The following is a 26352-nucleotide window of genomic DNA, read 5'->3' as shown; positions in this document are numbered from 1 at the left end:
ATGACTGCTGCCGGCATCGTCGCCCAGGGGGTGCGACGATCCTTCGGGAACGTCCACGCCGTCCGCGACGTCACCTTCCAGGCGCCCGAGGGCGCGGTCACGGGCCTCGTGGGCCCGAACGGCGCGGGCAAGACGACGCTGCTGCTGATGCTCGCTTCGCTCCTGGCCCCCGACGCCGGCACCATCCGGATCGCCGGGATCGATCCCGTAACCGACCCCGCGGCGGCGCGCGCGAAGCTCGGGTGGATGCCGGACAGCCTGGGCGCGTGGCCCTCGCTCTCGGCCCGCGAGACGATCGCTGTCACCGGCCGGCTCTCCGGCCTCGACCGGACGGCCGCCGCGGCACGCGCCGCGGAACTCCTCACCACCGTCGGCCTCGAGTCCCTCGGGGATGCTCCGGCCCGGGTGCTCTCCCGCGGCCAGAAGCAGCGCCTCGGCCTCGCGCGCGCCCTCGTCCACGACCCGCGGGTGCTCCTGCTCGACGAGCCCGCCTCGGGTCTCGACCCGCAGGCGCGCATCGACCTGCGCCTGCTGCTGCGCTCGCTCGCGGCGGAGGGACGCACGGTGCTGGTCTCCAGCCACATCCTCTCCGAACTCGAGGAGGTCGTCGACGACGCCGTCTTCATGACGCAGGGCGAGACCGTGAGCTCCGAGCGCGTCGCCGAGGCGGCCGGTCGTGCACGGACGTGGCGGATCCGCCTCGCGGATCGGGATGCCGCGACCGCCGCCCTCCCGGTGGCACGGGCCCTCGGGCTCGACGTCGCGACCCTCCCCGTCGACCGACGCGACCTGCTCGTGAGCTTCGCCGGCGACGCGGCCGCGGCGCAGGGACTCGCCGCGCTCGTCGCGGCCGGTCTGCCGGTCGCGGAGTTCTCCGCGGCCAGCGGCATCCTGGAACACACCTTCCTCGACCTCGAAGGAGGTGCGCGATGAACCTCTCGCGACTGTGGACCATCGCCCGCCTCGACCTGACCCAGCGCATCCGTACGGTGTCCTGGTACGTGCTGCTCGGTGTCTTCGCGCTCGTCCTCGTCGGGACGACCGCGCTCGCCTTCCTCTCCTTCTCGGGCCAGGAGGATTCCGGTCCCGGCGTCTACTCGGTCGTCGTCTTCGTCACGCTGCTGCTGGTCGTGCTCGTCTCGCCGACCCTCAGCGGCAACTCCATCAACGGTGACCGGGATGCCGCGACCCTCGCCCCGTTGCAGGTCACCCAGGCGACGACCCGCGAGATCGTGCTCGGCAAGTTCCTCGCCGCGTGGCTGACGGGGCTCGCGTTCGCCGTGGTCGCCGTGCCGTTCCTCGTCATCGCCACCTTCGGCGGGGGCATCAACCCGCTCGCCGTCGTGGTCTCGGCCGTCGTGCTGGTCGTCGAAGCGGGTGTCGTCGCGGCGCTCGGGACGGCGTTCAGCGGCATCCTCGCCCGTCCGCTGTTCTCCGTCGCGACGACCTACCTCGTCGTGGCGGCCCTCACCGTCGGGACGGTCATCGCGTTCGGCTTGCTCGGGTCGAGCGTCCGCACCGAGCGCGTGGACCGGTATCAGTCGGCGCAGTACGACGAGACCGGCGCGCCCGTGTGCGCGGACGGCTCCTCGAGCTGCCCGAACGATCCGGAGCAGTGGGTCTGCGGCGACTGGGAGAGCACCACCTACGAGGTGCCGCGGTTCGACTACTTCTGGTGGATCCTGGCGGCGAACCCCTTCGTGATCCTCGCCGACGCGACACCGTCGAGCTTCAACGAGTACGGGAACCCCGACGACCTGTTCGGATGGACGAAGTACTCCGTCCGGCAGTCGCAGATCGCCCCCGAGCCGGTCAGCTCGTACAGCGACTGCGTCGTGCAGGACAGCGGCCCGACACCGGAGGAGATCATCGCGTCGACGGTGCCGAGTTGGTTCGTCGGCCTCGGCGTGCAGGTGATCGCGGCGGGCCTCCTGCTGTGGTGGGCGGGTGTGCGAACCCGCACGCCGGCGCGTCGTCTTCCGCCGGGGACCCGCATCGCGTGACGCCCGCCGGGTGAGGATCCTCTCATCTGCGCATCTTCCTCTTGGGGAACGGTCAGGGGATGCATAGCCTCCTATCAGCCTCGGCCGCGGCATCCGATCGGATCCCGCCCAAGCCAGCCGAGCGCTCTTCCCAGAAGGAAAGGCGGTCCTCCCCTTGCACCGACGCATCCTGGCGGTTGCGGGCGTCCTCGCGCTCTCACTGCCCACCACCGCGGCCCTCGCCGCAACGCCGGACGACGACCCCACCGCGCGGTTCGACCGCAGCACGTCGACCGGCGCCCTCGACAGCGACATCTCGGCGGCCGCGATCGACCCCGATCGGCAGGTGTCGGTCGTCATCGAGATGGAGGGCGAGCCCGTCGCCGTCGTCGAGGCCGAGGAAGGCCGCTCGCTGAGCAAGACCGAGCGGACCGACGTGAAGAAGGACCTGAAGGCCGCGCAGGACGCCATCCGCGGCGACATCACCCAGCGCGGCGGCAAGATCCGCGCGCAGATGCAGTCCGCCTACAACGGCATCCAGGCCATCGTGCCCGCCGCCGAGCTCGACGACGTCGCCGCGCTCCCCGGTGTCGTCGCGGTCCACCCCGTCGTGACGCACGAACTCGACAACGCCGTCTCCGTGCCGTTCCTCGGGGTCCCCTCGGTCTGGCAGAGCACCGGGTACACCGGTGGGGACGTCAAGGTCGCGATCATCGACACCGGCATCGACTACACCCACGCCGGCTTCGGCGGCCCGGGCACGGTCGAGGCCTACGAGAAGGCGGCGGCCGCCTCGGATGCGCCCGCCGACCCGAAGCTCTTCGGGCCGAGCGCCCCGCGCGTCAAGGGCGGCATCGACCTCGTCGGTGACGACTACGACGCCGGCGGCACCGGCGACGCCCTGATCCCGAAGCCCGACAACAACCCCCTCGACTGCGAGGGCCACGGCTCCCACGTCGCCGGCACGACCGGCGGATCGGGCGTCACCACCGACGGCAAGACCTACACCGGTCCGTACGACGAGACGACGCCGTCCGTCGACTTCCGGGTCGGCCCCGGTGTCGCGCCCGAGGCCGACCTGTACGCCGTCCGCGTGTTCGGCTGCGACGGCTCGACCGACGTCACCATCCAGGCCATCGACTGGGCCGTTGACAACGGCATGGACGTCATCAACATGTCGCTCGGCTCGTCCTTCGGCCGCGGCGACGACCCAAGCGCCGTCGCCGCCGCCAACGCGGTCGGGGCGGGCGTGGTCGTCGTGGCGTCGGCCGGCAACTCCGGACCGAGCCCGTACCTCACCGGTTCGCCGGGCAGCGGTGACGGCGTGATCGCGGTGTCGGCCGTCGACAGCACGGCATCCTTCCCCGGCGCCACCCTCACGGTCGGCGGCAAGAAGGTTCAGGCGATCAACGCGAACGGTGCCGCGCTCGACGACGTCGGGCAGCTGACGGTCGTGCGACTGACCGACGACCCCGCGACCGCCGCCAACGAGGCGCTCGGGTGCGCGGCATCCGACTACACCCGTGCCGGGATCACACAGGGCGGCGGCCAGATCGCCGTCGTCGAACGCGGCACGTGCGCCCGCGCGGCCAAGCCGATCTTCGGGCAGCAGGCCGGAGCCGAGGCGGTCGTCATGGTGAACTCCACAAACGACCTGCCCCCGTACGAGGGCGTCATCACGGATAACCCCGACGACGGCACACCGTACGAGGTCACGATCCCGTTCTTCGGCGTCCGCTCGTCCGACGGTGCGGCCTTCACCTCGGGGGCAGTCGTGACCGTCCAGGCGGCGCAGATCGCGAACCCCGCGTTCCGCGATTACGCCTCGTTCAGCTCGTCCGGTCCGCGCAGCGGCGACAGCTCGATCAGCCCCGACGTCGCGGCGCCGGGCGTCTCGATCTCATCGGTCGCCGTCGGCACGGGCGGCGACGCGTCGGTGCTCTCGGGCACCTCGATGGCCGCCCCGCACGTCGCCGGCGTCGCCGCGCTGACGGTGCAGGCGCACCCGACGTGGGACACCGAGCGGATCTCGGCGGCGATCGTCTCGACCGCCGACCCCGACGGCGTCGCGCGGATCAACCCGACCCGCGGCGGCGTCGGCCTCGTCGACACCGCGCAGGCGGTGCGGACGACGGTGACCGCCACGGGCGACAGCTTCCGCACCGACAGCGGTCGTGTGCGCGAGGCGGCGCTGAGCTTCGGCTTCGACGAGTCGAGCTCGACGCTCGGCGGGACGAAGAAGGTCACCGTCCGCAACGACGGCAAGGAGAGCGTGACCTTCACGGTCTCGACCCAGGCCTCGCCCCAGTCGGTGAAGGCCAAGGTCACGACGAGCACCAAGAAGGTGACCGTGAAGCCGGGTCGCACGGAGAGCGTCCGGGTGACGGTGTCCGCTCCGGCGTCCTCGGTGCCGGGCTCGCTGAGCGCGGACGACCAGTTCTCGTTCGCCGAGATCTCGGGTGATGTCGTCTTCACCGCGCCGGGGTCGACCCTGCGGGTGCCCTACCTGCTCGTCCCGCGCTCGAACAGCGACGTGACGGTGAAGGGCTCGCTCAGCTCGCGCGGCCGCGTGGCCGACGCCGACCACGTCCTCGACCTGCGCAACCGCAAGGGTGCGCTGGATGCGGCAGCGGACGTGTACACCTGGGGTCTGACGGACAAGAAGGATGCCCCGAAGGCGATCTCCGACACGGGTTATGACCTGCGCGCCGCGGGTGTGCAGTCGTTCGCGACCGCGAGCGGTGACCAGCTGGCCGTCTTCGCCGTGAACACGTACTCGCGGTGGTCGAACGCCGCGAGCAACGAGTTCGACGTCGTCATCGACACGAACCGCGACGGCACGCCCGACTGGGTCGTGTTCTCGTACGACTCCGGGGCCGTGCGCAGCGGTTCGGTCGACGGTGTCGCCGAGGTGTTCGTGCAGAACGTGAAGACGGGCGCGCTCACCGCGAGCGGGTTCCTCGCGCAGGCGCCGACCGACAGCAGCACGATCCTGCTGCCGGTGAACCTCGCCGACCTGAAGATCACCGGGCCGTTCGACTACACCGTGCAGTCGTTCAGCCTCACGACCGATGGCAGCGACGCGTTCGCGGGGACGGCGACGTACAACCCGGGCGATCCCGCGATCACCAACGGGCAGTACGAGGTCGTGCCGAAGGGCGGCCGGGCCTCCGTGACCGTCCGCACGGACGCCTCCGCCTACGCGGCGCAGAAGCCGCTCGGCGCGATGGTGGTCGTCGTCGACAACGAGTCGGGCGCCGACGAGGCGCTGCTCGTCCCGGTGAAGTAAGGCCGGACCCTCGGGAGGGGCGGTGCGTCAGCGGACGCGCCGCCCCTTTCGGCATCCGTCGTCAGCGCTCGCAGAGGCGGGGCTCGTCACCCGACCCGAAGCGGTAGTCGAACGTGCGGCCGTCCGCCCGCACGACGACGCGATAACCGTCGACGATCGCCTGCCTGTAGGACATGCCGGGGGAGGGGCACCCGAGCGAGCCGTCCGAGAACTCGACCCGTTCCGCCGACACGAGGACGGGCTCGCCGGCCACTCCGCGCGTGACGAGATCGGCGACGATCGCCTCCCACTTGGCCGGCGGGAGGTCGGCCGGCGATCCGGTCGGGCCGAGCGGGGCGGGGCTCGCCGTCCGGAACGGCGGTCGTGCGGAGGGGCTGGTGTCGCTCGTGTCGCCGGGGGAGGGCATCGAGGTTCCTTCCGTCGCGCAGGCGGCCAGGGTGAGCGCCGACAGCAGGATCGCCGCGGCGAGGGCGGCGCGTGGTGCGGGCATGATTCTCCTCCGGCGAGGTTACGCCGGGATCCGGCCCGGAGACAGTGCCGGCCGCATAGCCTGAAGCCATGACCAGCGCTCCGGCACGTACCGCCCTCGAGGTCGCCGACTGGCGTCGTCGCGTCTTCGCCCTGTACGCGGAGGTGCGGGCGGCCGACGATCCGCGACGCGCGCACGACCGGTGGCGGGCGGAGCGCGACGGCCTGTTCGCGCGGCATCCCGCCAGCCCCCTCCTCCCCGAGGACCGCGACGGCTTCGCGGGGCTGCCCGTCGCGCCGTACGACCCGGCCTGGCGCTTCGAGGTCCCGCTGCGCGAGGCGGAACCCGGCGGATTCGAATTCTCGACCGGCACCGACGGCGTCGTCCCGTTCGAGCGCATCGCAGTCGTCGACCTGCCGGAGGTCGGCAGTCTCGACGTCTGGCGGTTGACGACCTACGGCGGCGGGGTCTTCATCCCGCTCCGTGACGGCCTCGCGGGCGTCGCCAGGGGGACGTACGGTGGCGGACGCTATCTGATCGACACGATCAAGGGCGCGGACCTCGGGACGGATGCCGCGGCCGGCACGATCGTGCTCGACCTGAACTTCGCCTACAACCCGTCGTGCGCGTACGACCCGGCCTGGGCGTGCCCCCTCGCGCAGCCGGGCAATGTGCTGGCCCGGGAGGTTCCGGTCGGCGAGCGGTACGCCGCGTCCTGAGCATCTCCGGGCGCCGGCTGTTTCGTGACGCCGACGGCACGGATCACACCCTGTGCGCGCAGATCGAGGAGGGCAGGCAGCGCCTCGCGTGTCGCCTGCTCCTCGTGGTCGTCGGGATCGTGGAGGTAGACGATGTCGATCCGGTCCGTGCCCAGACGGGTCAGGCGCACGTCGAGAGCAGCATCGACCGGCGCACGACGGACATTCCCGATGAATTGTGGGTCGAACTCGACGCCGAAGGACTCGCTCCGGATCTGACGAAGGGGAACTGACAGAGGCTGTCCGGTCGAGGCCCAGGTCGGTCGACCTCGCGCTTCGATCGATAAGACCTCCGACGCGACGGCGGGAGTCGAACCCGCTTCACATCCGGTATGACCCGGTGCCCGGGACCACCCGGACCGTCGCGATGACCTCACGCTAACCCGAGGCTCCGACCTCCGGTCGGGTCATGACCCGGGATGACGTCCGGTGTCCCCGTGTGACGCGGTTCATCCCTTCGCGCCCTTGCCTTTGCCGTTGTCGTTCTTGCCGTTCTTGTCCTTGTCCTTCGCGTTCTCCTGACCCTTGCCGACGTTCGGGGTCTTACCGTGGACGGCGGCCTTCTCCGCGGCGCGCTCCTTCGCCTTCTCGTTCGCCCTGTCCTGCGCCCGCTGGCTCGGTTCGTCACCGGCGTCTTGAGTGTTCGCGGGCGCGACCGACTGGGTCGGGGTATCCGTCGTCGACGCCTGGTCGTCGGGCTGATCGACGGTGACGACGGCGGAGTCGCTGTCGTCGTCCGCGACGAGCTCGGCGGGGGCCGGTGTCGTCGGCTCGGTCAGCGTCTGCTCGGGCGCGGGCGCCTCACCCGGCGCGCCGCCGGCCCAGAGAGCGCCGACGAGGATGTAGGCGGCGACGATCACGGTCGCCGCCCCGGTGAGAAGCCAGACGCGCATCCGCCGCGTGCGACGTGCCGGTCGCGAGGCGCGGCGGGTGCGGGGGACGTGATCCTGCAGGGCGGTCGGCGCGGACGCCGCGCCGACGACCGCGGGTGCCGCAGCCATCGCGTCGAACGCCTGCGTGTCCTCGTCGAGGGTGACGGTGGCGGGCCGCGCCGGGCGGACGACGTCGCGCGGGAGTGAGCGGGCGCGGCAGGCCACCTGCGCCGCGGTCGGCCTGTCGGCGGGCTCGCGCGCGATCATCGACGCGATCAGCTCCGACCACTCAGGGCCGAGCCACACCGGGATCTCGGGGGTCTCGACGAGGCGGGCCATGACACGACCGATCCCGGATGCCTCGGGGAAGGCCCGGTCGCCCGTGATCGTCTCGAGCAGCAGCAGACCGAGAGCGTAGACGTCGGCGGGGGGACCGGCGGGTTCGCCGCGGACCTGCTCGGGGGCGAGGTAGGCGGCCGTTCCGATGACCGTGCCGGGGCTCGTATGCCGTGTGCTGTCGGCGAGGTAGGCGACACCGAAGTCGGCGAGCTTCGGCCAGAATCTGCGTCCCGGCGTCGTCGAGGCGGCGAGCAGCACGTTCGACGGCTTCACGTCGCGGTGGACGATGCCCGCGCGGTGCACCGTGTCGAGACCCGAGGCGAGCTCCGCCGCGATGCCGGCGGTCTCGGCGGCATCCAGGGGGCCGTCCTGCAGCGCGACGGCAAGCGACGTGCCCTCGACGAACTCCATCACGAGGTACTCGGGCTGGCCCGGGACGACCTTCGCGTCGAAGAGCGTGACGAGTGACGGGTGGTTCAGGGACGCGAGCAGGGACATCTCGGTGCGCGCGCGCGGCGGGATCGCGGGATGCTCCGCCTCGGTGCGCATGATCTTGATCGCGACGGTACGGCCCAGGACGACGTCCTCGGCGCGGTACACCCGCGCCATGCCGCCCTGACCGACGCAGCGCCCGAGGACGTAGCGCCCATCGAGCATCCCCGAGGTGATCGGTTCGGCGGGCGGTTCGGTCACGGCCACTCCTGCGGGTGTTCCGGGCTGCGGCGGGCCCGTCGGTACGTCGCCTGCGGCGCGACATCCCGACGGTATGACCTCTACGGATTCGGGTCCGGCGGCTTGACTCCGGGCTCGATCAGTGCATGCACCGCACGCCGACGGCTACGACGCCGCCGCCGTGGACGCAAGGGGGCCGCGGGGGTGGCGTGTGCGCGGCTACGGTTCCAGCATGGCCCCTTCGCTTCCTCGACGCACCGCGGCGCAGGTCGCGCTCGGCGTGCGGCGAGCCGGAGGTGACGTGTTCACGCCGCGACGACTGATCCTCGCGCTGAAGACCGCCGTCGCGGCTGCGGTGGCGTGGTTCTTCGCGCCCCTCGTCCCGTTCGCTGACGCGGACTACTCCTACTACGCGCCCCTCGGTGTGCTCGTCAGCATGTACCCGACCGTGGCGGACTCCGCCCGCGCGGGCGTCCAGTCGCTCGTCGGCCTGGCCTGCGGCATCGCGGTCGGGTTCGGAGGTCTCGCGATCGTCGCCTCGGGCGCTCCGGGGATCGTCGCCGTCGGTGCGGTGGTGCTGGTCGGCGTGGCGGTCGGCGGCATCCGTGCCCTCGGTGTCGGCCGGGACTGGGTGGCGCTGGCCGGGCTCTTCGTCCTCCTGCTCAGCAAGAACGATCCCGACGGTTTCTCGTCCTCGTACCTCGCCACGATGGCTTTCGGGGTGCTCGTGGGTGTCGTCGCGAACTACGTGCTCGTGCCGCCGCTGTACCTGCAGTCGGCGCGCGACCGGTTGTCCGAGTTGCGCGCCGCCGTCGCCACCGCGCTCGACCGTGCGGCGGACTCCGTGACCCAGGGCCGGCCCGACGCCGGGGTGCTGCGCGAGGACGGCGACGCGCTGGCCGAACTGTCGATCGCGGTGTCCGCCGACGTCGACGAGGCGTCCCGGTCCGAGCGCGCCAACATCCGCGCCCGCGGTGTCGGCGGGGTGCACGACGAGAACGCGCAGCGGTGGTGGGGTCTCGAGCGCGCGACGTATCTCGCCCGCGACCTGCTCGACGTCCTGGCGCAGCACGAACGGCTCGACGAGCGGCACGGCGATCCGCAGGCGCTCGCCACGGCGATGAGGTCCGTCGCGGACCTGCTCGCGACGCCGCCGGGAGACGCCGAGATGGGTGCGCGGACGGATGCCGCGTGGCGCGACATCGACGCCTACGGCGCGTCGCTGCCCGCCCCCGACGAGGCCACCGACACGCACGACCAACCGGGGCTCTGGCTGGCGGCGACGCTGGGACGGATGACCGACATCTCGAGACGGGTCTCGGACGCCCTGCCCTGACACAGGTTGCGACGCACGGGAGACTCATACGAGAGTGGGGGAATGACGACGGTGGACGTGGATGCGGCGGCGCGCGAAGCGGCGAGGCAGCGCGCTCTCGAGCAGCTCGACATCCTCGACCACCCGACGGACGAGCGTGTCGACCGCGTCACACGGCTCGCCCGCGAGATCTTCGGCGTGCCGATGGTGAGCGTCACGCTGCTGGACGACGACCGGCAGTGGCGACTCTCCGAGCAGGGGTTCGACGGGGAACGCGAGGCCCCGCGCGAGGGCTCCTTCTGCGGCGCGACGGTCGAGCGGGGATCGATGCTCGTCGTCGAGGACGCGGCATCCGACGGGCAGTTCCGGAGCAATCCCTTCGTCGTCGGTGATCCGCACCTGCGCTTCTATGCCGGTCAGCCCCTCGAGGCGCCGGGCGGCGAACACATCGGCACCCTCTGCATCCTGGACACGAAACCCCGGACGCTCACGGAACCCCAGCGCGAGCTCCTGCGCGAGATGGCGCTCTGGGTGCAGTCGGAGATCGCGCGGGAGCACGAGTTCGACCGTGCCGGCGAAGTGCAGCGCGCGCTCCTGCCGAAGCGCGCGCCCGAGGTGGCCGGCTTCACTCTCGCCGCCGACGCGGTCGCCTCCGGCTCCATCATGGGCGATCTCTACGACTGGTACCTGCACGAGGGACGGCTGCGGCTGACCCTCGCCGACGTGATGGGCAAGGGGATCGGCGCCGGACTCATCGCCGCAGGTGTGCGCGCCTCGCTGCGCACCGCCCGTGATCGTCCGTTGATCGCCGCCGTTGAAGACCTCGATCGCCAGGTCTCGGACGACCTCGCCGATCTGCACATGTTCGTCACCGCCGTCGTCGCCGATGTCCATGGCGCGACGGGCGACGTCGAGCTCGTCGACGCCGGGCACTCCCTCTCGTTCGTGGTCCGGGCCGATGACACGTGGCATCCCGTGCGTTCGACCGGTCTGCCGCTCGGGATGGGGATCGAGGATGCCCGCACGTCCGCGCGCCTGCGGTTGGAGCCGGGCGACGCCCTGCTGTGCTGCAGCGACGGCGTCCTCGACATCCTCGACGTCGACGACCCCTTCGGTCAGGTGCTGCGCGCACTCCGCCAGCGGGGTCCGGCGGGTGCGGTCGCCGAGGGCATCGCGCTCGCACGCGAGCGGAAGGCCCCCGACGACGTCACCCTCATGGTCGTCCGGCGGGACGCATGAGCGGGCGTTTCCTCGCCATCCGCGTGCTGGCCCTGCTGTCGGTGCTCCTGGGGCTCAACTACGTGCTCTGGCGATGGCTCGCGTCGGTCAATTGGGAAGCCTGGTGGATCGCCGTGCCGCTGGTGGTAGCGGAAACGTACAGCCTCGTCGACACGATCCTGTTCGCGGCGACGATGTGGCGGGCGAAGGAGCGTCCGCGTCCCACGTCGCCCCCGCAGGGGACGGTCGACGTCTTCATCACGACCTATAACGAGCCGATCGAGATGGTGATGGCGACGGCCCTCGCAGCGAAGCGCATCACCTATCCGCACCACACCTGGATCCTCGACGACGGCGCGCGAGACGATCTGGCGCAGGCAGCCCGCGAGGCCGGCATCGGCTATCTCACCCGGTCGGCCGACTGGGCGGACAAACCGCGCCACGCCAAAGCCGGCAATCTGAACAACGCCCTCCTGCAGACCGACGGCGAGTTCCTGTTGATCCTGGATGCCGACCAGGTGCCCGACCCGCTCATCCTCGAGAACACGCTCGGCTACTTCGCCGACGACCCGCAGGTCGCGCTCGTGCAGACGCCGCAGTGGTTCGTCAACGTCGCCGAGGCGGACCCCCTCGGGAGTCAGGCGCCGCTGTTCTACGGTCCGATCCAGCAGGGCAAGGACGGCTGGAACGCAGCCTTCTTCTGCGGGTCCAACGCGATCCTCCGTCGCGACGCGCTCATGCAGCTCGGCATCGTCGGGTACGTGCGCGACCTCGAGGACTCGGTCGTCACTGCGCTGAAGGCGTCCCAGCGGATGCTGCGACGCGCGGCATCCGATCGCTCCCTGACGCCGGAGGTCACCGCTGAGGTCCGGCGGCTCGGCGAGGCGGTGCAGCGGGCCCGGGCGGAGCTGGCCCTCGGCGGTCCGATCGCGGAGGTGACCGCAGCCGTCCACGCGGAGGTGCAGGCAGCATCGCGGCGCCTCGTCGACGCCGACATGGCGGCCATCCGCGCGGACGTCGCCGAACTCGCGGCGCTCGCGGTTCAGCGCGATGCCGAGCTCGACGCGTTCGTCGTGGACGAGAGCGCCCTCGAGTCGCTGTCGGTGCGGGAGATGTCGCCCCTTGCCACGATCGCCGCCGTCGACGCCCTCGTCGAAGCCGTGCGCGTCGATCGCCCCGGCGAGGCGCAGCCCATCCAACCCCTCGCGACCATCTCGGTGACCGAGGACATGGCCACGGCGATGCAGCTGCACGCGCTCGGCTGGAAGAGCGTCTACCACCACGAGATCCTCGCCCACGGTCTCGCCCCTGAAGACCTGCGCACGATGCTGAAGCAGCGGCTGCGGTGGGCGCAGGGCACCATGCAGGTCCTGCTGCGCGACAACCCGCTGCGCAAGAAGGGTCTCTCGGTCGGGCAGCGGCTCATGTATTTCGGCACGATGTGGAGCTACCTCAGCGGGTTCGCCGCGGTCATCTACCTCGCCGCCCCGATCATCTACCTGCTCCTCGGCGTCCTGCCGGTGACCGCGTGGTCCGTCGACTTCTTCGCCCGGTTCCTGCCGTACTTCATCATCAACCAGATCCTCTTCGTGGTCGTTGCCAAGGGGATCAAGACGTGGCGCGGTCAGCAGTATTCGCTCGCGTTGTTCCCGGTGTGGATCGCCGCGTGCGTCACGGCGTTCGCGAATGTGGTGCTCGGGAAGTCCCTCGATTTCGTCGTGACGCGCAAGGACGGTCGTGCGGCCGGTGGACCGCCCTGGCGCGAGATCTGGCCGCAGCTGACGGCGATGGTCCTGCTCGCCATCGCGACCATCGTGGGGATCGGCCGCGTCATCGCGGGCACCGCCGACGGTACCGGCACCCTCGTCAACACCATCTGGGTCGGGTACGACCTCGTCGTCCTCAGCGTGCTCATCCAAGCCGCTCGGTATCAGGGCTTTCAGCCGCCCGTCGCCGCGGCGGAACCCACCGCATCCATCGAACAGAAGGAGCCTCCGTGGACATCACCGTGACACCCGCCGACGGGTACGCCGTCGTCGCGGTCGAGGGGCGACTCACCGCGCCCGGTGTGGCCCGCTTCCGAGACGCCGTCGACGACGCGATCGCGGCCCGCTCGGCGCGGGTCGTCGTCGACCTCTCCCGCACGGAGTTCATCGACTCCTCCGGCATCGGGGCCCTGATCGGTGGGTTGAAGGCGGCTCGGCTCGCCGACGGGGACCTCCGAATCGCGGACGTCCCCCCGGCCGTGGCCCGCGTCCTGACACTGACGAACCTCGACCGGGTCCTCCGGGCATACCCGAACGCGGAAGCCGCGTTCGATGGGCAGTGATCCGGTCGTCCGAGAGGTCACCGGCCCGGCTGAGCTGGCGCTGGTCGATGCGGTCCACGACGCCCTGGATCAGATCTGGCGGGACGCCCCCGGCGTCACGGACGAGGACCGGATGCTGTTCGCCCTCGCCGTGAGCGAGGTCGCGACGAACGTCGTCGAACATGCCGCGGGTGACGAGCGTCCGACCGTGTCGATCCGGCTGTCGGCCGACGACACCGAGCTGGTCGCCGTCATGTCCGACGACGCCGATCCCGCCCTGATCCGGCTCGATCAGGTGACCATGCCCGGCGCGGACGCCGAATCGGGACGGGGCCTGGCGCTCGCGCTCGCCGCCCTCGACGAACTGCGTCACGAGACCGACGACGGCAACGTCTGGATCCTGCGCAGGGAGCGACGCCCGTCGGCGTGAGCCGCGGATCGATGTCGGTGGACGAACGTAGACTCGTGGGGACATGAGCGACTCCATCAAGCCCGTGATCGTCGGCGCCGGAGCGTCCCGCCCCGCCGGCGATTCCCGCCCCGACGAGGACCTGCTGGCAGGGCTCAACCCGCCGCAGCGCGAGGCCGTCATCCACCGCGGTCCGGCGCTGCTGATCATCGCCGGCGCCGGCTCGGGCAAGACGAGCGTTTTGACTCGGCGCATCGCGTCGCTGCTGCGCACACGCGAGGCGTACCCCAGCCAGATCCTCGCCATCACCTTCACGAACAAGGCCGCGGGTGAGATGCGCGAGCGGGTGCGGCAGCTCGTCGGCGAGAGCGCCCAGGGCATGTGGATCTCGACGTTCCACTCCGCCTGCGTGCGCATCCTGCGCCGCGAGGCCGACCAATTCGGCTTCACGAAGAGCTTCACGATCTACGACTCGGGCGACTCCCGCGCCCTCATCAAGCGCCTCGTGAAAGAGCACGAGGGCGACTCGTTCGGCTTCACCCCCGCGGCCGTTCAGGGTCGTATCTCCAAGCTCAAGAACGAGTTGGCGGATGCCGAGTCCTACGCGCGCCAGGCGAACATGAGCGACCCCGCCGAGCGCGTCTTCGTCGACATCTTCGCCGACTACCAGCGCTCGCTGCAGAAGGCGAACGCGTTCGACTTCGACGACCTGATCGCGCAGACCGTCTACCTGTTCCGCGCGTTCCCGCACGTCGCCGACGTCTACCGCAAGAGATTCCGGCACATCCTCGTCGACGAATACCAGGACACGAACCACGCCCAGTACGCGCTCATCCACGAACTGACCCGGCCCGTCGTCGGCAAGGCCGGTGACGCCTTCTCCAGCGGCGGCATGATGATCTTCGAGCCCGATGAGGCGCCTGAGGTCGAGCGAGCGTCGCTCACCGTCGTCGGCGACTCCGACCAGTCGATCTACGCCTTCCGCGGGGCGGACATCCGCAACATCAGCGAGTTCGAGCGCGACTTCCCCGGCGCGAAGGTCGTGCTCCTCGAGCAGAACTACCGCTCGACGCAGAACATCCTGTCGGCCGCCAACGCCGTCATCGGCCACAACTTCGACCGCAAGGACAAGAAGCTGTGGACCGACGTCGGCGACGGCGACCCGATCATCGGCTTCACCGGCTACTCGCAGCACGATGAGGCGCAGTTCGTGGCCGACGAGATCGAAGCGCTGCACCGCAAGGGCGTCGATTACGCGCAGATGGCGGTGTTCTACCGCACCAACTCGCAGTCCCGTGCGCTCGAGGAGATCTTCATCCGCTCGGCCGTCCCGTACAAGATCATGGGCGGCACGAAGTTCTACGAGCGCGCCGAGATCAAGGACGCGCTGGCCTACCTCGTCTCGGTCGCGAACCCCGCCGACGAGATGGCGGTGCGCCGCATCCTCAACAAGCCCCGCCGCGGCATCGGCGACGTCACCGAGACCGCGATCGCCCGCTATGCGGCATCCGAGGGGATCACTTTCCGCGACGCGCTCGCGAACTCCGCCGCACTCGGCGTCGGCGCGAAGGTGCAGAAGGCGATCGCCGACCTTGACGCGGTCCTCGCCGAGGCATCCGAGATCATGCTGCCGAGCTCGGGGGAGATCGCGCCGTCGACGTCGGTGACCGAGGGGCTGCACGTCCTGCTGAACAAGTCCGGCTACTACGACGCGCTGCGCATGTCGAAGGATCCGCAGGACGAGGCCCGCGTCGAGAACCTCGACGAGCTTGTCGCGGTCACGCGCGAGTTCGCCCGCAACAACCCGGACGGCACGCTGCTCGACTTCCTCACCGAGGTGACCCTGGTGTCGGATGCCGACGACCTCGACGACGCCAGTGGTTCGGTCTCGCTCATGACGATGCACACAGCGAAGGGCCTCGAGTTCGACGCCGTGTTCGTCACCGGTGTCGAGGAGGACCTCATCCCGCACCGCATCTCGGCGGGGGAGCCCGGCGGGCCGCAGGAGGAGCGGCGGTTGTTCTACGTCGCGCTCACCCGCGCCCGCAAGCGTCTGCACCTCTCGTTGGCGATGACCCGCGCGCAGTTCGGCGAGGTGTCTGCGGCGATGCCGAGCCGCTTCCTGCGAGAGATCCCGCACGAGCTCATCGACTGGCGGCAGTCGCCGGGCGACGTGAACTCGCGCGGCGGGACGCAGTCACGGGCGCTCAACGGTCGGTCCGGCTCGCGATTCGGCGGCTCGAACCGCTACGGGGACGACCTCGTGCCGCTGCCGCCCCGTGAGAAGTCCGACGCGCTCGCGAAGTTCGCCAATCGCATCCCGGCGAAGATCCGCGACAACGGCGACATGGAGCTGGCGGCGGGCGACCGCATCCGTCACGACGATTTCGGCGAGGGCAAGGTCGACATGGTCACCGGCGAAGGCGCGAAGCGCGTCGCGCACGTGCGCTTCGACACCGCGGGTCCGAAGAAGCTGCTGATCAAGGTCGCGCCCATCACCAAGCTGTGAGGAACGTCCGGCCACCCGCATCCCGCGTACCCTGAAGCAATGGCCCTGTTCTCCCGCCGCCCGAAGAAGGACTCCGACCCGAAGGGCGAGGTCCCCGTCGACGCGCAGGCCGACGTCGACGAGGTCCAGCAGGACGTCAACGCCGCCGTCGCCGCCGAACAGGCCGAAGACACGGATGCCGAGCCGGTGCCCCACGTGCCGATCTCGGTCTCGACCTACGGCAAGCCCGTCCCGCGCCCGGCCCCCGAGCCGGAGCGTCTGCCGAAGACCCCCGAGACCGCGCCCGCCTCGAGCGAGAGCCGTCCCGGGATGCCCGACAACACCCTGCTCGGCACGGTGCTGCAGGAAGTCCCCGAAGAGGTCGACAACGCCGCGATCCTCGCCGTCATGCGCCAGGCGCTGCAGGGCACCCTGTACCTGCGCATCCTCGGTGACGCCCGCGCCCAGGCAGCGGCCGGTGAGCCGCTGCGTCTCGCGATCTCGATCGTGAACGACAAGAAGTTCCTGCTCGCCTACACGGGGGCGGCCGCGCTGCAGGCGGGGCTCGGCGACCAGGCCCAGAGCACGTCGATCCTGGCCCAGCCGTCGCAGCGTGTGCTCCGCAACGTCATCGACGCCGGGTACGACGGCATCGTCTTCGACCACGCCGGCCCCGGCCGCCGCATCGTCCTGCCGACGGGCCTCATCCAGCGCAGCCTCGACCAGGCCGATCCCGAGTTCACGATCAAGAATCTCCTCGCCGGCCCGCGTACCGACGAGACCGCCCGCGCCGTCGTCGACGCGCTCGTCGCGCGCGGCGCCTGGATCGCGGCAGGCCCGCGAGCCGACGGTCAGGGGATGGGCGTCGCGGAGGCCCGCTCGGCCGAGGGCGGCCGCTACCTGCAGGTCTTCTCGCACCCCCTCGAGGTGCTGACCCTGCGTCGCGAGGACCAGCCCATGCCGCTCACGGCCGCCCAGTTGGGCGCCGCGCTCAAGAGCGAATCGGGCCTTGACGGATTCCTCATCGACCCCGCCGGCCCGTGGATCCGCATCGAGCGCGCCGAGCTGGACGCGCTCATCACGATCGCCGACGCGGCGGAAGCCGTCGACGCCGCTGCCGACACCGACGGCGACAAGGCCTGAGCAAGCCCCTGTCCCGACCCCGAGTCCGCCCCTAGGGTGGGGCGCATGGCGTCGGAGCGGATCACCCTGCAGTTGCCCGGAGGCAGGGAGCTCTCGCTCTCGAGCCCCAACCGGGTCGTCTTCCCCGAGGCGGGGATCACGAAGCACGAACTCGCCGAGTACCTCCTCACCGTCGAGGTCCCGTTCCTGCGCGCGAACGGGCACCGCCCGGTGTCGCTCGAACGGTTCCCCGACACGGTCGACGGCGACAGCTTCTTCTCGAAGAACCCGCCGAAGGGGACTCCGGACTACGTCGACCAGGTGATGTGCACCTACAACAGCGGACGCCGGCACCCGCAGGTGGTACTCGGAGAGATCGCCGCGGCCGTCTGGGCCGTGCAGATGAACACCGTCGTCTTCCACCCGTGGGCCTCCCTCGCGTCCGACACCGACAACCCGGTCGAACTGCGCATCGATCTCGACCCGCAACCCGGGACGGATTTCGCGGATGCCGCCGCCGTCGCACCCGTGCTGCGCGAGGTGCTGCGCGAGGCCGGGCTCGAGCCCTGGCTGAAGACGAGCGGCAATCGCGGCCTCCACGTCTTCTGTCCCATCGAGCCGACGCACGAGTTCCTCGACGTCCGCCACGCCGTGATCGCCGCGGGTCGCGAGCTGGAACGGCGGATGCCGGACCGGGTCACGACGAACTGGTGGAAGGAGGAGCGCGGCGAGCGCATCTTCGTCGACTTCAACCAGGCCAACCGCGACCGCACGATGGCCGGCGCCTACAGTCCGCGCGCGCTGCCGGGCGCGACGGTCGCGACCCCGATCACGTGGGATGAGCTCGCCGACGGCGTCGACCCGACCGCGTTCACCGTGCGGACCGTGCCCGAGAGGCTGGCGGACAGCGGGGACCCCTGGGAGGGGTTGCAGGACTCGCCCGGACGCATCGACACGCTGCTCGAGTGGTGGCAGCGCGATCTCGAGGCGGGCCTGGGCGAGCTGCCGTTCCCGCCGGAGTTCCCCAAGATGCCGGGCGAGCCGCCGCGGGTGCAGCCGTCGCGCGCGAAGAAGGACTGACGCTCAGTCGGCGGTCCGCGACGTGCCCGCCGTGACCGTGTCGGCCTTCTCCTCGATGGGTTGTTTGCGTCGTGCCCACCGGGCGGGCGTGTTCGGCCCGTCCCACACCTGGATGATGCCCCACACGGCCGCCGTGAGCGGCACGGCGAGGATCGCGCCGACGATGCCGCCGAGCACGGTGCCGATCGTCAGGGCGATGAGCACCGCGAAGGCGTGCAGCTTCATGGACCGTCCCATGAGGAAGGGCTGCAGGAAGTTGCCTTCGAGCTGGTTCACCGCCACGACGATCACAACGACCCAGATCGCTGCGATGAGGCCGTTCGTCACGAGGGCGACCAGCGCCGCCAGGATCCCGGCGACCGTCGCTCCCACGATGGGAATGAACGCGAGGACGAACACGAGTGCGCCGAGCGGGAGGGCGAGCGGGATCTGCAGGACCAGGAGACCGATCGTGATGCCGACCGCGTCCACCGCCGCAACGGCCGCCGTTCCCCGGAGGTAGGCGCCGAAGGTCTGCACGGCCTTGTGGCCGACTCGTACGGCGCGCTCGTAGTCCGATCCGCGGAAGGGGCGGATGAGGAACTCCCAGAGCTGCGGGCCGTCCTTCAGGAAGAAGAACAGCGTCACGATCATCAGGACGAGCCCGGTGAGGAAGTTGGCGACCGCGCTGACGCCGGCGAGAGCACCGGAGCCGAACTGCGCGCTCGTGAGGAAGTCGGTGGCCGTGCCGACCCATTCGTCGATCTGCTTCTGGTCGATGTCGAACGGCAGCGTCTCGGCCCAGGCGAGGACGCTCTGGAATCCGTCCTGCGCTTTGCTCGACAATTCATCGAACTGATCGCGGACGGCGTTGACGACGAGCCAGCCGATCCCACCGAGCACGACGACGAACGCGAGCAGCGTGAGGATCGTCGCGAAGACCGACGGGATGCCGCGGCGACGCAGCCAGGCCATGAGAGGCGCCGCCGCCGAGGCGACGATGAGGGCGAGGAGCACCGGGATGACCACGACGGTGAGCTGCAGCATCCCGAGGATGAGCGCCGTCGCGATCACGCCGACGATGATCACCTGCAGCGACCGGGTCGCGAGGGTGCCGAAGCCGTCGGACCACATGCTGCCGGGCTTGCCGGCTGAGGTCACCAGCAATGGCTTGTTCTCATCGGGTCGCACCGTGCGGGAGGAGGAGAAGAACAGGCCCATGCAGCGACCCTATCGACCGGCTGTCTCCGGTGAGGGCCCTTGACTCAGCTGAGGACGTCGGCCAGGTCGTACGCGGTCACGGTCTCGAGCTGATCGAACGTGCACGACCGGGCGTCGCGATCGGGTCGCCAGCGCTGGAACTGCACGGTGTGTCGGAAGCGGTCGCCCTCGAGCTGGTCGTAGGCCACTTCGAGCACCCGTTCGGGGCGCAGCCGCACGAAGGAGGTGTCCTTGGATGCCGCGAAGCGCGACCGGTCGGACTGGCCGGTGACCGCGTCACCGTCCTCGTCGCGGACGACCAGCGGTGCGAGCTCGTCGATCAGTTCGAGCCGGCGGGCGTTGCTCCACGCCGCCACGCCACCCACCTGATGCAGGTGCCCGTCGCCGTCATAGAGCCCGACGAGCAGCGAGCCCACTCCCTGACCGCTCTTGTGGATGCGGTAGCCCACAGCGACGACGTCGGCCGTGCGCGCGTGCTTGATCTTGAACATCGTGCGTTTGCCCGGCGTGTAGGGGAGGGCGAGCGGTTTTGCGACGACGCCGTCGAGTCCGGCGCCCTCGAACTCCGCGAGCCACCGCTCGGCGACGGTCGGGTCGTCCGTCGTGCGGGTGAGGTGGATCGGATGCGGCACCTCGCCCAGCAGGTCCTCGAGCTGCGCCCGCCGCTCGGCGAACGGCTCCTCGCGCAGGTCGCGCTCGCCGCGGGCGAGCAGGTCGAACGCGACGAACATGGCGGGGGTGGTCTCGCTCAGCATCGCGACCCGCGAGGCAGCGGGGTGGATGCGCTGCGACAGCTGCTCCCACTGCAGCCGCTGCGCGCCCGGCTCGCCGTCGGCGACGACGATCTCGCCGTCGAGCAGGCACGGCTCGGGCACGAGACGGGAGATCGCGTCGACGAGCTCGGGGAAGTAGCGGGTGAGCGGCTTCGAGCCGCGCGACCCGATCTCGACCTCGGACCCGTCCCAGCCGATGAGGGCGCGGAAGCCGTCCCATTTCGGTTCGTACAGCAGGCCGCCGGCGGTCTTTCCCGGATCGGGGATGCCGGGGACGGACTTCGCGAGCATCGGCGCGGGGATCTCGTACATGCGGCCCATCCTGCCCGCCCGGCCGCCGTGCCGGAACGGGGTTGCGGCGACGGGTCAGGCGAACGCGCTCACGCCGGTGATGTCGCGACCGAGCAGCAGTGCCTGCACCGACTCGGTGCCCTCGTACGTGTGGATCGCCTCGATGTCGGCCATGTGCTGCATGACCCCGTTCTCGAGCAGGATGCCGTTGCCGCCCAGCAGGTCGCGTGCCGTCGCGGCGACCCGCCGTGCGGCACGCGTGTTGTGGAACTTCGCGAGCGACGCCTGCGTGGGGCGCAGCGCGCCGGCGGTTTCGAGGTCGGCGAGGCGTCGGCAGTAGAGCTGCATCGCGGTGAGGTCCTCGAGCATGTGCGCGAGACGCTCCTGCACCATCTGGAACCGGGCGAGGGGCTTGCCGAACTGCACCCGCTGCTGCGCGTACTGCAGCGCCGTCTCGTAGCAGGCCGTCGCGTGGCCGAGCGCCGACCACGCGACGCCGGACCGCGTCGCGTACAGCACGGTCGAGGCATCCTTGAACGTCTTCGTGCCGGGGAGGACGGCGTCCGCGGGCACGCGCACGTCGTCGAAAGCGATGTGAGCCTGATGGATGCCGCGCAGCGACGCCTTGCCCGCGATCACGGTGCCGGTGTAGCCGGGCCGGTCCTGCTCCACGAGGAAGCAGCGCACGTTGCCGTGGTGCTCGTCGCCCTCGGCGTCGACCCGCGCCCACACGAAGGTGATGCCGCCCGAGGCGCCGTTGCCGATCCACTTCTTCGCGCCGCGGATGACCCACTCGTCGCCGTCGCGGCGGGCGACGGTCTCGAGCGACACCGAGTCGGAGCCGTGGTCGGGTTCGGTCAGGGCGAAGGCGGCGGGCACCTCGAAGCGGGCGATGGGAGTCAGCCAGCGCTCCTGCTGCTCGTCGCTGCCGAAGAGGGCGAGGGTGCGCAGCGCCAGCCCGCCCTGGACGGCGAGGACCGTGCCGAGGGATCCGTCGCCGCGCGAGATCTCCATGTTGACGAGCCCCGCGGCGAGGGGCGAGAACCGGGTGAGCCGCGGGTGGTCGATTCCGTCGTTCAGCAGGTCGAGCTCGCCGAAGCGCCGGGCGATGTCGAGCGGGTACTCGGCGGTGTCCCACGCGTCGCGCATCCGGTCGCCGACCTCGTCGACGAAGGCCCGCGTCCGCTGCCACACGTCCCGGTCGGCGGCCGGGATGTCGGCGAAGACGGCGTAGTAGTCGGTGTCGAGGGGGCCGAGCACGTCGTAACGGCCCGAGGCGCCGCCGGGCAGGGGAGTGGTCATCGCGCCAGGATACGCCGGGTTGGCATCCAGTTCCACCGAGAGTGGAACGGCGTATCAGGCTCTCGGTGTCACCGGAGGGAGCCGAGCCGACGTGCGACCTCGGCGGGCGGCATCCGTCGGGGGAACGTCGCGACGACGATGTCGTCCGCCGCCGGCGGCTCGGGGTCGGGGTGCACACCGAAGCGGCGGAGCAGCTCGTCGTAGGCGGACTCGAGGACGGCGGCGGGGACCCGCTTCGATCCGCGCAGCAGTCGACGCAGCACATGGTTGTGCACGGCGGTCACCGCCGCGGCGAAGGCCACGGCGTCGACGGGGTCGAGCCCGGGGACCGAGCGTCGCAGGTAGTCGTCGAAGAGTCGCTCGTAACGGAAGACGGTCACGATCTCGCGGTCGCGAAGCGACGGTACCTGACGGACGACGGCGTAGCGGCGCCGGGCGACCTCGGGGTCGGCGGCGAAGTGGCGGTACACCTGCACCGATGCCTCGCACACCGCCGCCCACGGGTTCTCGTGGGTCTCGGCGAGATACGTGCGGAGCATCTCGAGCAGGACCTCGTGGTCGGCGAAGACGACGTCGTCCTTGCCGCCGAACTGCCGGAAGAACGTCGATCGCGAGACGCCGGCCGACTGGGCGATCTGCTCGACCGAGGTCTGCTCGTAGCCGTGCTCGGCGAACAGCGCGAGCGCGGCGGCCACCACTGTGCTGCCCGTGGGACGGAGGTCGTCGGCCATGGAGGGAAGCCTAGTCCGGCGGCCGTCTGTCAAGGCCTGTGCCGTCGGCGACGCGACATCGTTGACTCGGCCCATGTCCTCCCTGTGGAAGCAGCACCCCTCCGAGTCCCCCGGCATCCCCTTCACCCCCGGCAGTCGCCACGAGGTGGTCGTCGTCGGTGCGGGACTCACGGGACTCGCGACCGCGTACGAGCTCGCGCGGTCCGGCGTCGACGTCGCCCTCGTCGAGCGCGGCGGCGTCGGCGAACTCGCGTCGGGGTCGAACACCGGCAAGGTGTCGCTGCTGCAGGGGACGACGCTCTCGTCGCTGCGGTCGGGGCACCCGGCATCCCTCGTCCGGGCCTACGCCGAAGCGAACCGCGACGGCTTCGCGTGGATGACGGACACCGCCGACCGTCTCGGCGTGCCGCTCACCTCACGCACCGCCTACACCTACGCCCAGGGCGACGAGGGCCGGCGCTCGGTCGTGAAGGAGTACGACGCCGCGCGCGAGGCGGGCCTCGCGGTGCGCCTCGTCGACGACGCCGAGCTCCGCGAGGCGGCCGTGCCGATGGTGGCCGCGGTCGCGCTCGACGACCAGCGCGCCGTCGATCCGATGCAGCTGCTCGCGGCGCTCGCCGACGCGTTCGTCGCCGCGGGCGGGACCCTCCATCTCGGCGTCCATGTGCGCGGGGTGAAGGTCTTCCCCGAGCCGCGGGTGGAGACCGACCGGGGGCCGCTCTTCGCCTCGCAGGTCGTGGTGGCCACCGGCATCCCGATCCTCGACCGCGGCCTCTACTGGGCGAAGGTGAGCGGGATGCGGTCGGCCTGCGTCTCGTTCACCCTCACCGCTCCGCTGCCCGACGGCATGTACCTCTCCGCCGACGAGCCGACCCGTTCGGTGCGCACGATCCTCCCCGGCGACGGACCCTCCGACGTCGCGCAGATCGTGGTCGGCGGAGCCGGCCACCCCGTCGGACGCACCGCGTCGGAGCGCGCGATGCTCGATGAGCTGTCGCAGTGGGCGCAGCAGACGCTGCCGGTGGGGGAGGAGACCCACCGGTGGTCGGCGCAGGACTACGTCTCGCACAACCGCATCCCGTTCATCGGCGCGATGCCGCGCTCGCTCGGCCGCGTCCGTTTCGCGACCGGCTATGCCAAGTGGGGGCTGACGAACGCGCCCGCGGCGGCGCTGCGCATCGTCAGCGAGCTGCGTGGCGAGAGCTGGCGTGACCGGCCGCGGTGGATGACGCAGATCGGCACGCGTCTGACGATGCCCGCCGACATCGCACAGGGCGCGGTCGAGAACGCGAAGGTCGGGCTCGCGGCGGCGAAGGGATGGGCCGCCGCCGAGGCCGAGGCCGTCCCGGTGCCGCAGCCGGCCGAGGGGGAGGGCGTGGTCGCGCAGCGCGGCGGCCGTCCCGTCGGGATCTCGACGACCGGGGGCGAGACCCGCGCGGTGAGCGCCGTGTGCCCGCATCTCGGCGGGGTCCTCGAGTGGAACGACCTCGAGTGCACGTGGGACTGTCCGCTGCACGCGTCGCGGTTCACGGCATCCGGGGAACGCATCGAAGGCCCCGCATCGCGAGGCCTCCGACGCGTGGACTGACTCAGCCGGCCGCGGCGATCACCCCGGTGATGATGAGGGTGACGAGGGTGGTCCACAGCACGATCGCGAGGCCCTGCCAGAAGAGCACGGTGCGCGTCGGCACACCGGTGCCTTTGAGGGCGGCCGCGGTGAACTGGGTGGGCAGGATGAGCGGGCCGAGCAGGCTCACCCCGGGTGTGCCGTAACGGTGGTACGCCTTCTGGAACTTCTCGGAGCGCGCCGACACGGGCTTCTCGGACGCTCCGGCACGGGTGGTGACGGCGGTGCGCACGCGGGCGGTGGCGAGCACGACGATGGCGACGCAGAGGAAGTTGCCCGCGGCGCCGGCGAGCGCGGCGACGACGGGGTGGATGCCGCCGATGATGCCGATCGCGGCTGCGCCCTCGCCCTCGATGAAGGGGACGGCGCCCGCCAGGGCCACGATGAGCGGCTGCACGAGGTCGGGCACCTGCGCGACGAGGTCCTGGAAACCGGCGACGAGGTCGGAGACGGGGTTCGACATGATGTCCTCTCGGATGCGGCGACCGGATCTCGTATCGCCGTGTTCCCATCCCACCGAGGATGCGGTGGCGGCGGCAGTGCTGCGGCGTCACCTCGCGCCGGGAGATCCGATGACCCGAGGGGTGACATTCGTCATGGTCGTACTGTGGCCGCGTGACCAGCCCCGACCCGACCCCGACGCGCACCGCCGTCTCCCTCGCCCGCGGGGTCACTGCGACCGGGTGGTACATCGCGTCCTCGATGGTGTTCTTCCTCATCGGTGCGCTGCTGGTGTGGGGTGTCATCGTCCTCGTCGCGCGCGGCGGCTGGCGCGACCCCGTCACGCTCGTGGGGTTCCTCGGCTTGTCGACCGTCGTCGTCGTGACGACGATCGCGCTGCTCGCCCGCTACCGCCGCGACGGCGACCTCGATGACACCGACCGTCCGTCCGGCGGTCGGCGCTTCCTGTCGCTGCCCGTCGTCGCCGGGGTGCTCGCATCAGTCGGCGTCGGCCTCGTGTCGGCCTCGGCGCTGCTGGGGGCGGCGCTCGTCGGCACGGTCCTCTGCCTCGTCCGGTGGGCCCCCGGCATCCGCTGGCGCGGTGTCGTGCTGCTCGAGGTCGCCCTCGCCGTCCTGTGGGTCGTCGAACTCAGTCGGGCGTCGGGGGGCAGCGACGCCTTCCTGCCCGCGTTCTTCGCGCTCAGCCTGCCCGCGATGCAGGCGCTCTCGCTCTGGTCGTGGGACGTCGTCCTCGAACTCGACCGCGCGCGGCGGACCGAGGCGCGGCTCGCCGCGATGCAGGAACGCCTGCGTCTGGCGGGCGAACTGCACGACCTGCAGGGGCACCACCTGCAGGTGATCGCGCTGCAGCTCGAACTCGCCGAGCGCATGATCGGACGCGACCCGGATGCCGCCGCGCACCGGATCGCGCTCGCGCGCGCGTCCGTCGACGAGGCGCGCGAGGGCACCCGGTCGCTCGCCGGCCGCTTCCGCGGGGTGCCGCTGCCCGACGAACTCGCCAACGCGGCGGACCTGCTGCGTGCGGCCGGTCTGGAGGTCACCCTCGACGTCGCCGCGGATGCGGCATCCGCTCCCGCCGACCTGCTGGGGCCGGTCGTCCGCGAATGCACGACCAACGTGCTCAAGCACGGCGGCGGCCGGTGGGCGCGGCTCGGTCTCGAGCGCGCGGGACAGTACTGGCGGCTGACCGCCGCGAACGACCCCGGGCCCGGCTCGACCATCGGCGCGGGCGCGGGGCTCGAGGGCATCGGCCACCGGGTCGGCGTCGTCGGGGGCGACGCCGTCACCCGCCGTGCGTCCGGGGGTGCTGCGCCGTGCGCTCGGCGCGGGGGTCGACGGCTTCGTGCCGAAGTCCCGGCCCGCAGGCGACGTCGCCGCCGTCATCCGCGAGGTCGCCGCCGGCCGCCGGTACGTCGACCCCGAGATCGCCGCCGACGCCCTCAGCGACGAACGCTCCCCGCTCACCGACCGCGAGCTCGACGTGCTGCGGGCCGGCGCCCGCGGCGAGACGATCGCCGACATCGCGGCATCCCTCCACCTCTCCGCCGGCACCGTCCGCAACCACGTGTCGTCGATCCTCGGCAAGCTCGGCCTCGCGACCCGCCAGCAGGCGGCGATCACGGCGCGCGAACGCGGCTGGATCTGA

22 protein-coding genes and 2 pseudogenes are annotated in these 26352 nt (G+C 71.2%); 16 read left to right on the top strand and 8 right to left on the bottom strand.

Going from position 1 to position 26352, the window contains the following annotated elements; translation table 11 throughout:
* The 3 genes from NH287_RS06840 to NH287_RS06830 all read left to right on the top strand — a co-directional run bounded on the left by NH287_RS06840 (window position 1) and on the right by NH287_RS06830 (window position 5271).
* Window positions 1-933: an ABC transporter ATP-binding protein gene (locus tag NH287_RS06840; RefSeq protein WP_253034978.1), complete on the top strand. Its 933-nt coding sequence runs from the start codon at window positions 1-3 to the stop codon at window positions 931-933.
* Window positions 930-2003: an ABC transporter permease gene (locus NH287_RS06835; RefSeq protein WP_253034977.1), complete on the top strand. Its 1074-nt coding sequence runs from the start codon at window positions 930-932 to the stop codon at window positions 2001-2003. Before NH287_RS06840 ends, NH287_RS06835 begins: the two co-directional genes overlap by 4 nt.
* Window positions 2004-2157: 154 nt before the next feature.
* Window positions 2158-5271 (top strand): S8 family serine peptidase, encoded by a 3114-nt coding sequence (locus tag NH287_RS06830; RefSeq protein ID WP_253034976.1) that lies wholly within the window; start codon window positions 2158-2160, stop codon window positions 5269-5271.
* Window positions 5272-5332: 61 nt separating this feature from the next.
* On the opposite strand, the gene NH287_RS06825 is transcribed toward NH287_RS06830, so the two are convergent.
* A complete protein-coding gene (locus NH287_RS06825) occupies window positions 5333-5761 on the bottom strand; it encodes a hypothetical protein (RefSeq protein WP_253034975.1) in 429 nt (142 codons plus the stop codon).
* Between the two features lie 68 nt (window positions 5762-5829).
* On the opposite strand from NH287_RS06825, the gene NH287_RS06820 reads away from it, so the two are divergent.
* Window positions 5830-6459, top strand: a complete 630-nt coding sequence (locus tag NH287_RS06820) for a DUF1684 domain-containing protein (RefSeq protein ID WP_253034974.1) — start codon at window positions 5830-5832, stop codon at window positions 6457-6459.
* On the opposite strand, the gene NH287_RS06815 is transcribed toward NH287_RS06820, so the two are convergent.
* Complete coding sequence (locus NH287_RS06815; RefSeq protein WP_253034973.1) at window positions 6351-6629, bottom strand: aldo/keto reductase; 279 nt, start codon at window positions 6627-6629, stop codon at window positions 6351-6353. The genes NH287_RS06820 and NH287_RS06815 overlap by 109 nt on opposite strands.
* Between NH287_RS06815 and NH287_RS06810 the strand changes: the two genes are divergently transcribed.
* A complete protein-coding gene (locus NH287_RS06810; protein ID WP_253034987.1) occupies window positions 6564-6731 on the top strand; it encodes a hypothetical protein in 168 nt (55 codons plus the stop codon). The genes NH287_RS06815 and NH287_RS06810 overlap by 66 nt on opposite strands.
* A 216-nt stretch (window positions 6732-6947) precedes the next feature.
* On the opposite strand, the gene NH287_RS06805 is transcribed toward NH287_RS06810, so the two are convergent.
* Window positions 6948-8402 carry a serine/threonine-protein kinase gene (locus tag NH287_RS06805; protein ID WP_253034972.1) on the bottom strand — a complete coding sequence of 485 codons (1455 nt, stop codon included), beginning with the start codon at window positions 8400-8402 and terminating at the stop codon, window positions 6948-6950.
* Between the two features lie 211 nt (window positions 8403-8613).
* On the opposite strand from NH287_RS06805, the gene NH287_RS06800 reads away from it, so the two are divergent.
* Genes NH287_RS06800 through ligD form a run of 8 tightly spaced genes read left to right on the top strand, consistent with a single transcriptional unit; the run spans window position 8614 to window position 18321 of the window.
* On the top strand, window positions 8614-9717 hold the full coding sequence (locus tag NH287_RS06800; protein WP_253034971.1) for an FUSC family protein: 1104 nt from the start codon (window positions 8614-8616) through the stop codon (window positions 9715-9717).
* 42 nt (window positions 9718-9759) lie between these two features.
* Complete coding sequence (locus tag NH287_RS06795; RefSeq protein WP_253034970.1) at window positions 9760-10935, top strand: PP2C family protein-serine/threonine phosphatase; 1176 nt, start codon at window positions 9760-9762, stop codon at window positions 10933-10935.
* A complete protein-coding gene (locus NH287_RS06790; protein ID WP_253034969.1) occupies window positions 10932-12926 on the top strand; it encodes a glycosyltransferase in 1995 nt (664 codons plus the stop codon). The genes NH287_RS06795 and NH287_RS06790 overlap by 4 nt, the downstream gene beginning before the upstream one ends.
* Window positions 12911-13243, top strand: a complete 333-nt coding sequence (locus NH287_RS06785; protein ID WP_253034968.1) for an STAS domain-containing protein — start codon at window positions 12911-12913, stop codon at window positions 13241-13243. Before NH287_RS06790 ends, NH287_RS06785 begins: the two co-directional genes overlap by 16 nt.
* Complete coding sequence (locus NH287_RS06780; RefSeq protein WP_253034967.1) at window positions 13233-13652, top strand: ATP-binding protein; 420 nt, start codon at window positions 13233-13235, stop codon at window positions 13650-13652. The genes NH287_RS06785 and NH287_RS06780 overlap by 11 nt, the downstream gene beginning before the upstream one ends.
* Window positions 13653-13695: 43 nt before the next feature.
* On the top strand, window positions 13696-16140 hold the full coding sequence (locus tag NH287_RS06775; protein WP_253034966.1) for an ATP-dependent helicase: 2445 nt from the start codon (window positions 13696-13698) through the stop codon (window positions 16138-16140).
* A gap of 39 nt (window positions 16141-16179) precedes the next feature.
* The gene (locus NH287_RS06770) at window positions 16180-17262 is read left to right on the top strand and encodes an SseB family protein (RefSeq protein ID WP_253034965.1); all 1083 of its coding nucleotides are present in this window, start codon (window positions 16180-16182) and stop codon (window positions 17260-17262) included.
* A 45-nt stretch (window positions 17263-17307) separates the two neighbouring features.
* Complete coding sequence (ligD, locus tag NH287_RS06765) at window positions 17308-18321, top strand: non-homologous end-joining DNA ligase (protein ID WP_253034964.1); 1014 nt, start codon at window positions 17308-17310, stop codon at window positions 18319-18321.
* Window positions 18322-18324: 3 nt separating this feature from the next.
* Here ligD and NH287_RS06760 read toward each other — a convergent pair whose 3' ends face one another.
* The 4 genes from NH287_RS06760 to NH287_RS06745 all read right to left on the bottom strand — a co-directional run bounded on the left by NH287_RS06760 (window position 18325) and on the right by NH287_RS06745 (window position 22618).
* Window positions 18325-19521: an AI-2E family transporter gene (locus NH287_RS06760; protein ID WP_253034963.1), complete on the bottom strand. Its 1197-nt coding sequence runs from the start codon at window positions 19519-19521 to the stop codon at window positions 18325-18327.
* A gap of 44 nt (window positions 19522-19565) precedes the next feature.
* Window positions 19566-20606 (bottom strand): ATP-dependent DNA ligase, encoded by a 1041-nt coding sequence (locus tag NH287_RS06755; RefSeq protein ID WP_253034962.1) that lies wholly within the window; start codon window positions 20604-20606, stop codon window positions 19566-19568.
* A gap of 54 nt (window positions 20607-20660) precedes the next feature.
* The gene (locus NH287_RS06750) at window positions 20661-21887 is read right to left on the bottom strand and encodes an acyl-CoA dehydrogenase family protein (RefSeq protein WP_253034961.1); all 1227 of its coding nucleotides are present in this window, start codon (window positions 21885-21887) and stop codon (window positions 20661-20663) included.
* 68 nt (window positions 21888-21955) lie between these two features.
* Window positions 21956-22618: a TetR/AcrR family transcriptional regulator gene (locus tag NH287_RS06745; protein WP_253034960.1), complete on the bottom strand. Its 663-nt coding sequence runs from the start codon at window positions 22616-22618 to the stop codon at window positions 21956-21958.
* 73 nt (window positions 22619-22691) lie between these two features.
* Here NH287_RS06745 and NH287_RS06740 point away from each other — a divergent pair, with 73 nt between their 5' ends.
* Window positions 22692-24206 (top strand): FAD-dependent oxidoreductase, encoded by a 1515-nt coding sequence (locus NH287_RS06740; RefSeq protein WP_253034959.1) that lies wholly within the window; start codon window positions 22692-22694, stop codon window positions 24204-24206.
* Between the two features lies 1 nt (window position 24207).
* Here the strand turns inward: NH287_RS06740 and NH287_RS06735 are convergent, their stop codons facing one another.
* Window positions 24208-24708: a hypothetical protein gene (locus NH287_RS06735; protein WP_064001259.1), complete on the bottom strand. Its 501-nt coding sequence runs from the start codon at window positions 24706-24708 to the stop codon at window positions 24208-24210.
* 239 nt (window positions 24709-24947) lie between these two features.
* Between NH287_RS06735 and NH287_RS15350 the strand changes: the two are divergent.
* Window positions 24948-25622, top strand: a pseudogene (locus tag NH287_RS15350) (histidine kinase); the annotation flags it as partial.
* A 379-nt stretch (window positions 25623-26001) separates the two neighbouring features.
* Window positions 26002-26352, top strand: a pseudogene (locus NH287_RS06725) (DNA-binding response regulator); the annotation flags it as partial.

Source organism: Microbacterium sp. CnD16-F, from assembly GCF_024124465.1.
Taxonomy (GTDB): Bacteria; Actinomycetota; Actinomycetes; order Actinomycetales; family Microbacteriaceae; genus Microbacterium; species Microbacterium gawkjiense.
The sequence above is the reverse complement of the archived record's forward strand: the minus strand, read 5'-3'. Positions and strand labels throughout refer to the sequence as shown.

Coding starts and splice junctions, on each gene's coding strand:
- NH287_RS06840 (WP_253034978.1), top strand. CDS start 1: ATGACTGCTGCCGGCATCGTCGCCCAGGGGGTGCGACGATCCTTCGGG.
- NH287_RS06835 (WP_253034977.1), top strand. CDS start 930: ATGAACCTCTCGCGACTGTGGACCATCGCCCGCCTCGACCTGACCCAG.
- NH287_RS06825 (WP_253034975.1), bottom strand. CDS start 5,761: ATGCCCGCACCACGCGCCGCCCTCGCCGCGGCGATCCTGCTGTCGGCG.
- NH287_RS06820 (WP_253034974.1), top strand. CDS start 5,830: ATGACCAGCGCTCCGGCACGTACCGCCCTCGAGGTCGCCGACTGGCGT.
- NH287_RS06800 (WP_253034971.1), top strand. CDS start 8,614: ATGGCCCCTTCGCTTCCTCGACGCACCGCGGCGCAGGTCGCGCTCGGC.
- NH287_RS06795 (WP_253034970.1), top strand. CDS start 9,760: ATGACGACGGTGGACGTGGATGCGGCGGCGCGCGAAGCGGCGAGGCAG.
- NH287_RS06790 (WP_253034969.1), top strand. CDS start 10,932: ATGAGCGGGCGTTTCCTCGCCATCCGCGTGCTGGCCCTGCTGTCGGTG.
- NH287_RS06780 (WP_253034967.1), top strand. CDS start 13,233: ATGGGCAGTGATCCGGTCGTCCGAGAGGTCACCGGCCCGGCTGAGCTG.
- NH287_RS06775 (WP_253034966.1), top strand. CDS start 13,696: ATGAGCGACTCCATCAAGCCCGTGATCGTCGGCGCCGGAGCGTCCCGC.
- NH287_RS06770 (WP_253034965.1), top strand. CDS start 16,180: ATGGCCCTGTTCTCCCGCCGCCCGAAGAAGGACTCCGACCCGAAGGGC.
- ligD (WP_253034964.1), top strand. CDS start 17,308: ATGGCGTCGGAGCGGATCACCCTGCAGTTGCCCGGAGGCAGGGAGCTC.
- NH287_RS06760 (WP_253034963.1), bottom strand. CDS start 19,521: ATGGGCCTGTTCTTCTCCTCCTCCCGCACGGTGCGACCCGATGAGAAC.
- NH287_RS06755 (WP_253034962.1), bottom strand. CDS start 20,606: ATGTACGAGATCCCCGCGCCGATGCTCGCGAAGTCCGTCCCCGGCATC.
- NH287_RS06750 (WP_253034961.1), bottom strand. CDS start 21,887: ATGACCACTCCCCTGCCCGGCGGCGCCTCGGGCCGTTACGACGTGCTC.
- NH287_RS06745 (WP_253034960.1), bottom strand. CDS start 22,618: ATGGCCGACGACCTCCGTCCCACGGGCAGCACAGTGGTGGCCGCCGCG.
- NH287_RS06740 (WP_253034959.1), top strand. CDS start 22,692: ATGTCCTCCCTGTGGAAGCAGCACCCCTCCGAGTCCCCCGGCATCCCC.
- NH287_RS06735 (WP_064001259.1), bottom strand. CDS start 24,708: ATGTCGAACCCCGTCTCCGACCTCGTCGCCGGTTTCCAGGACCTCGTC.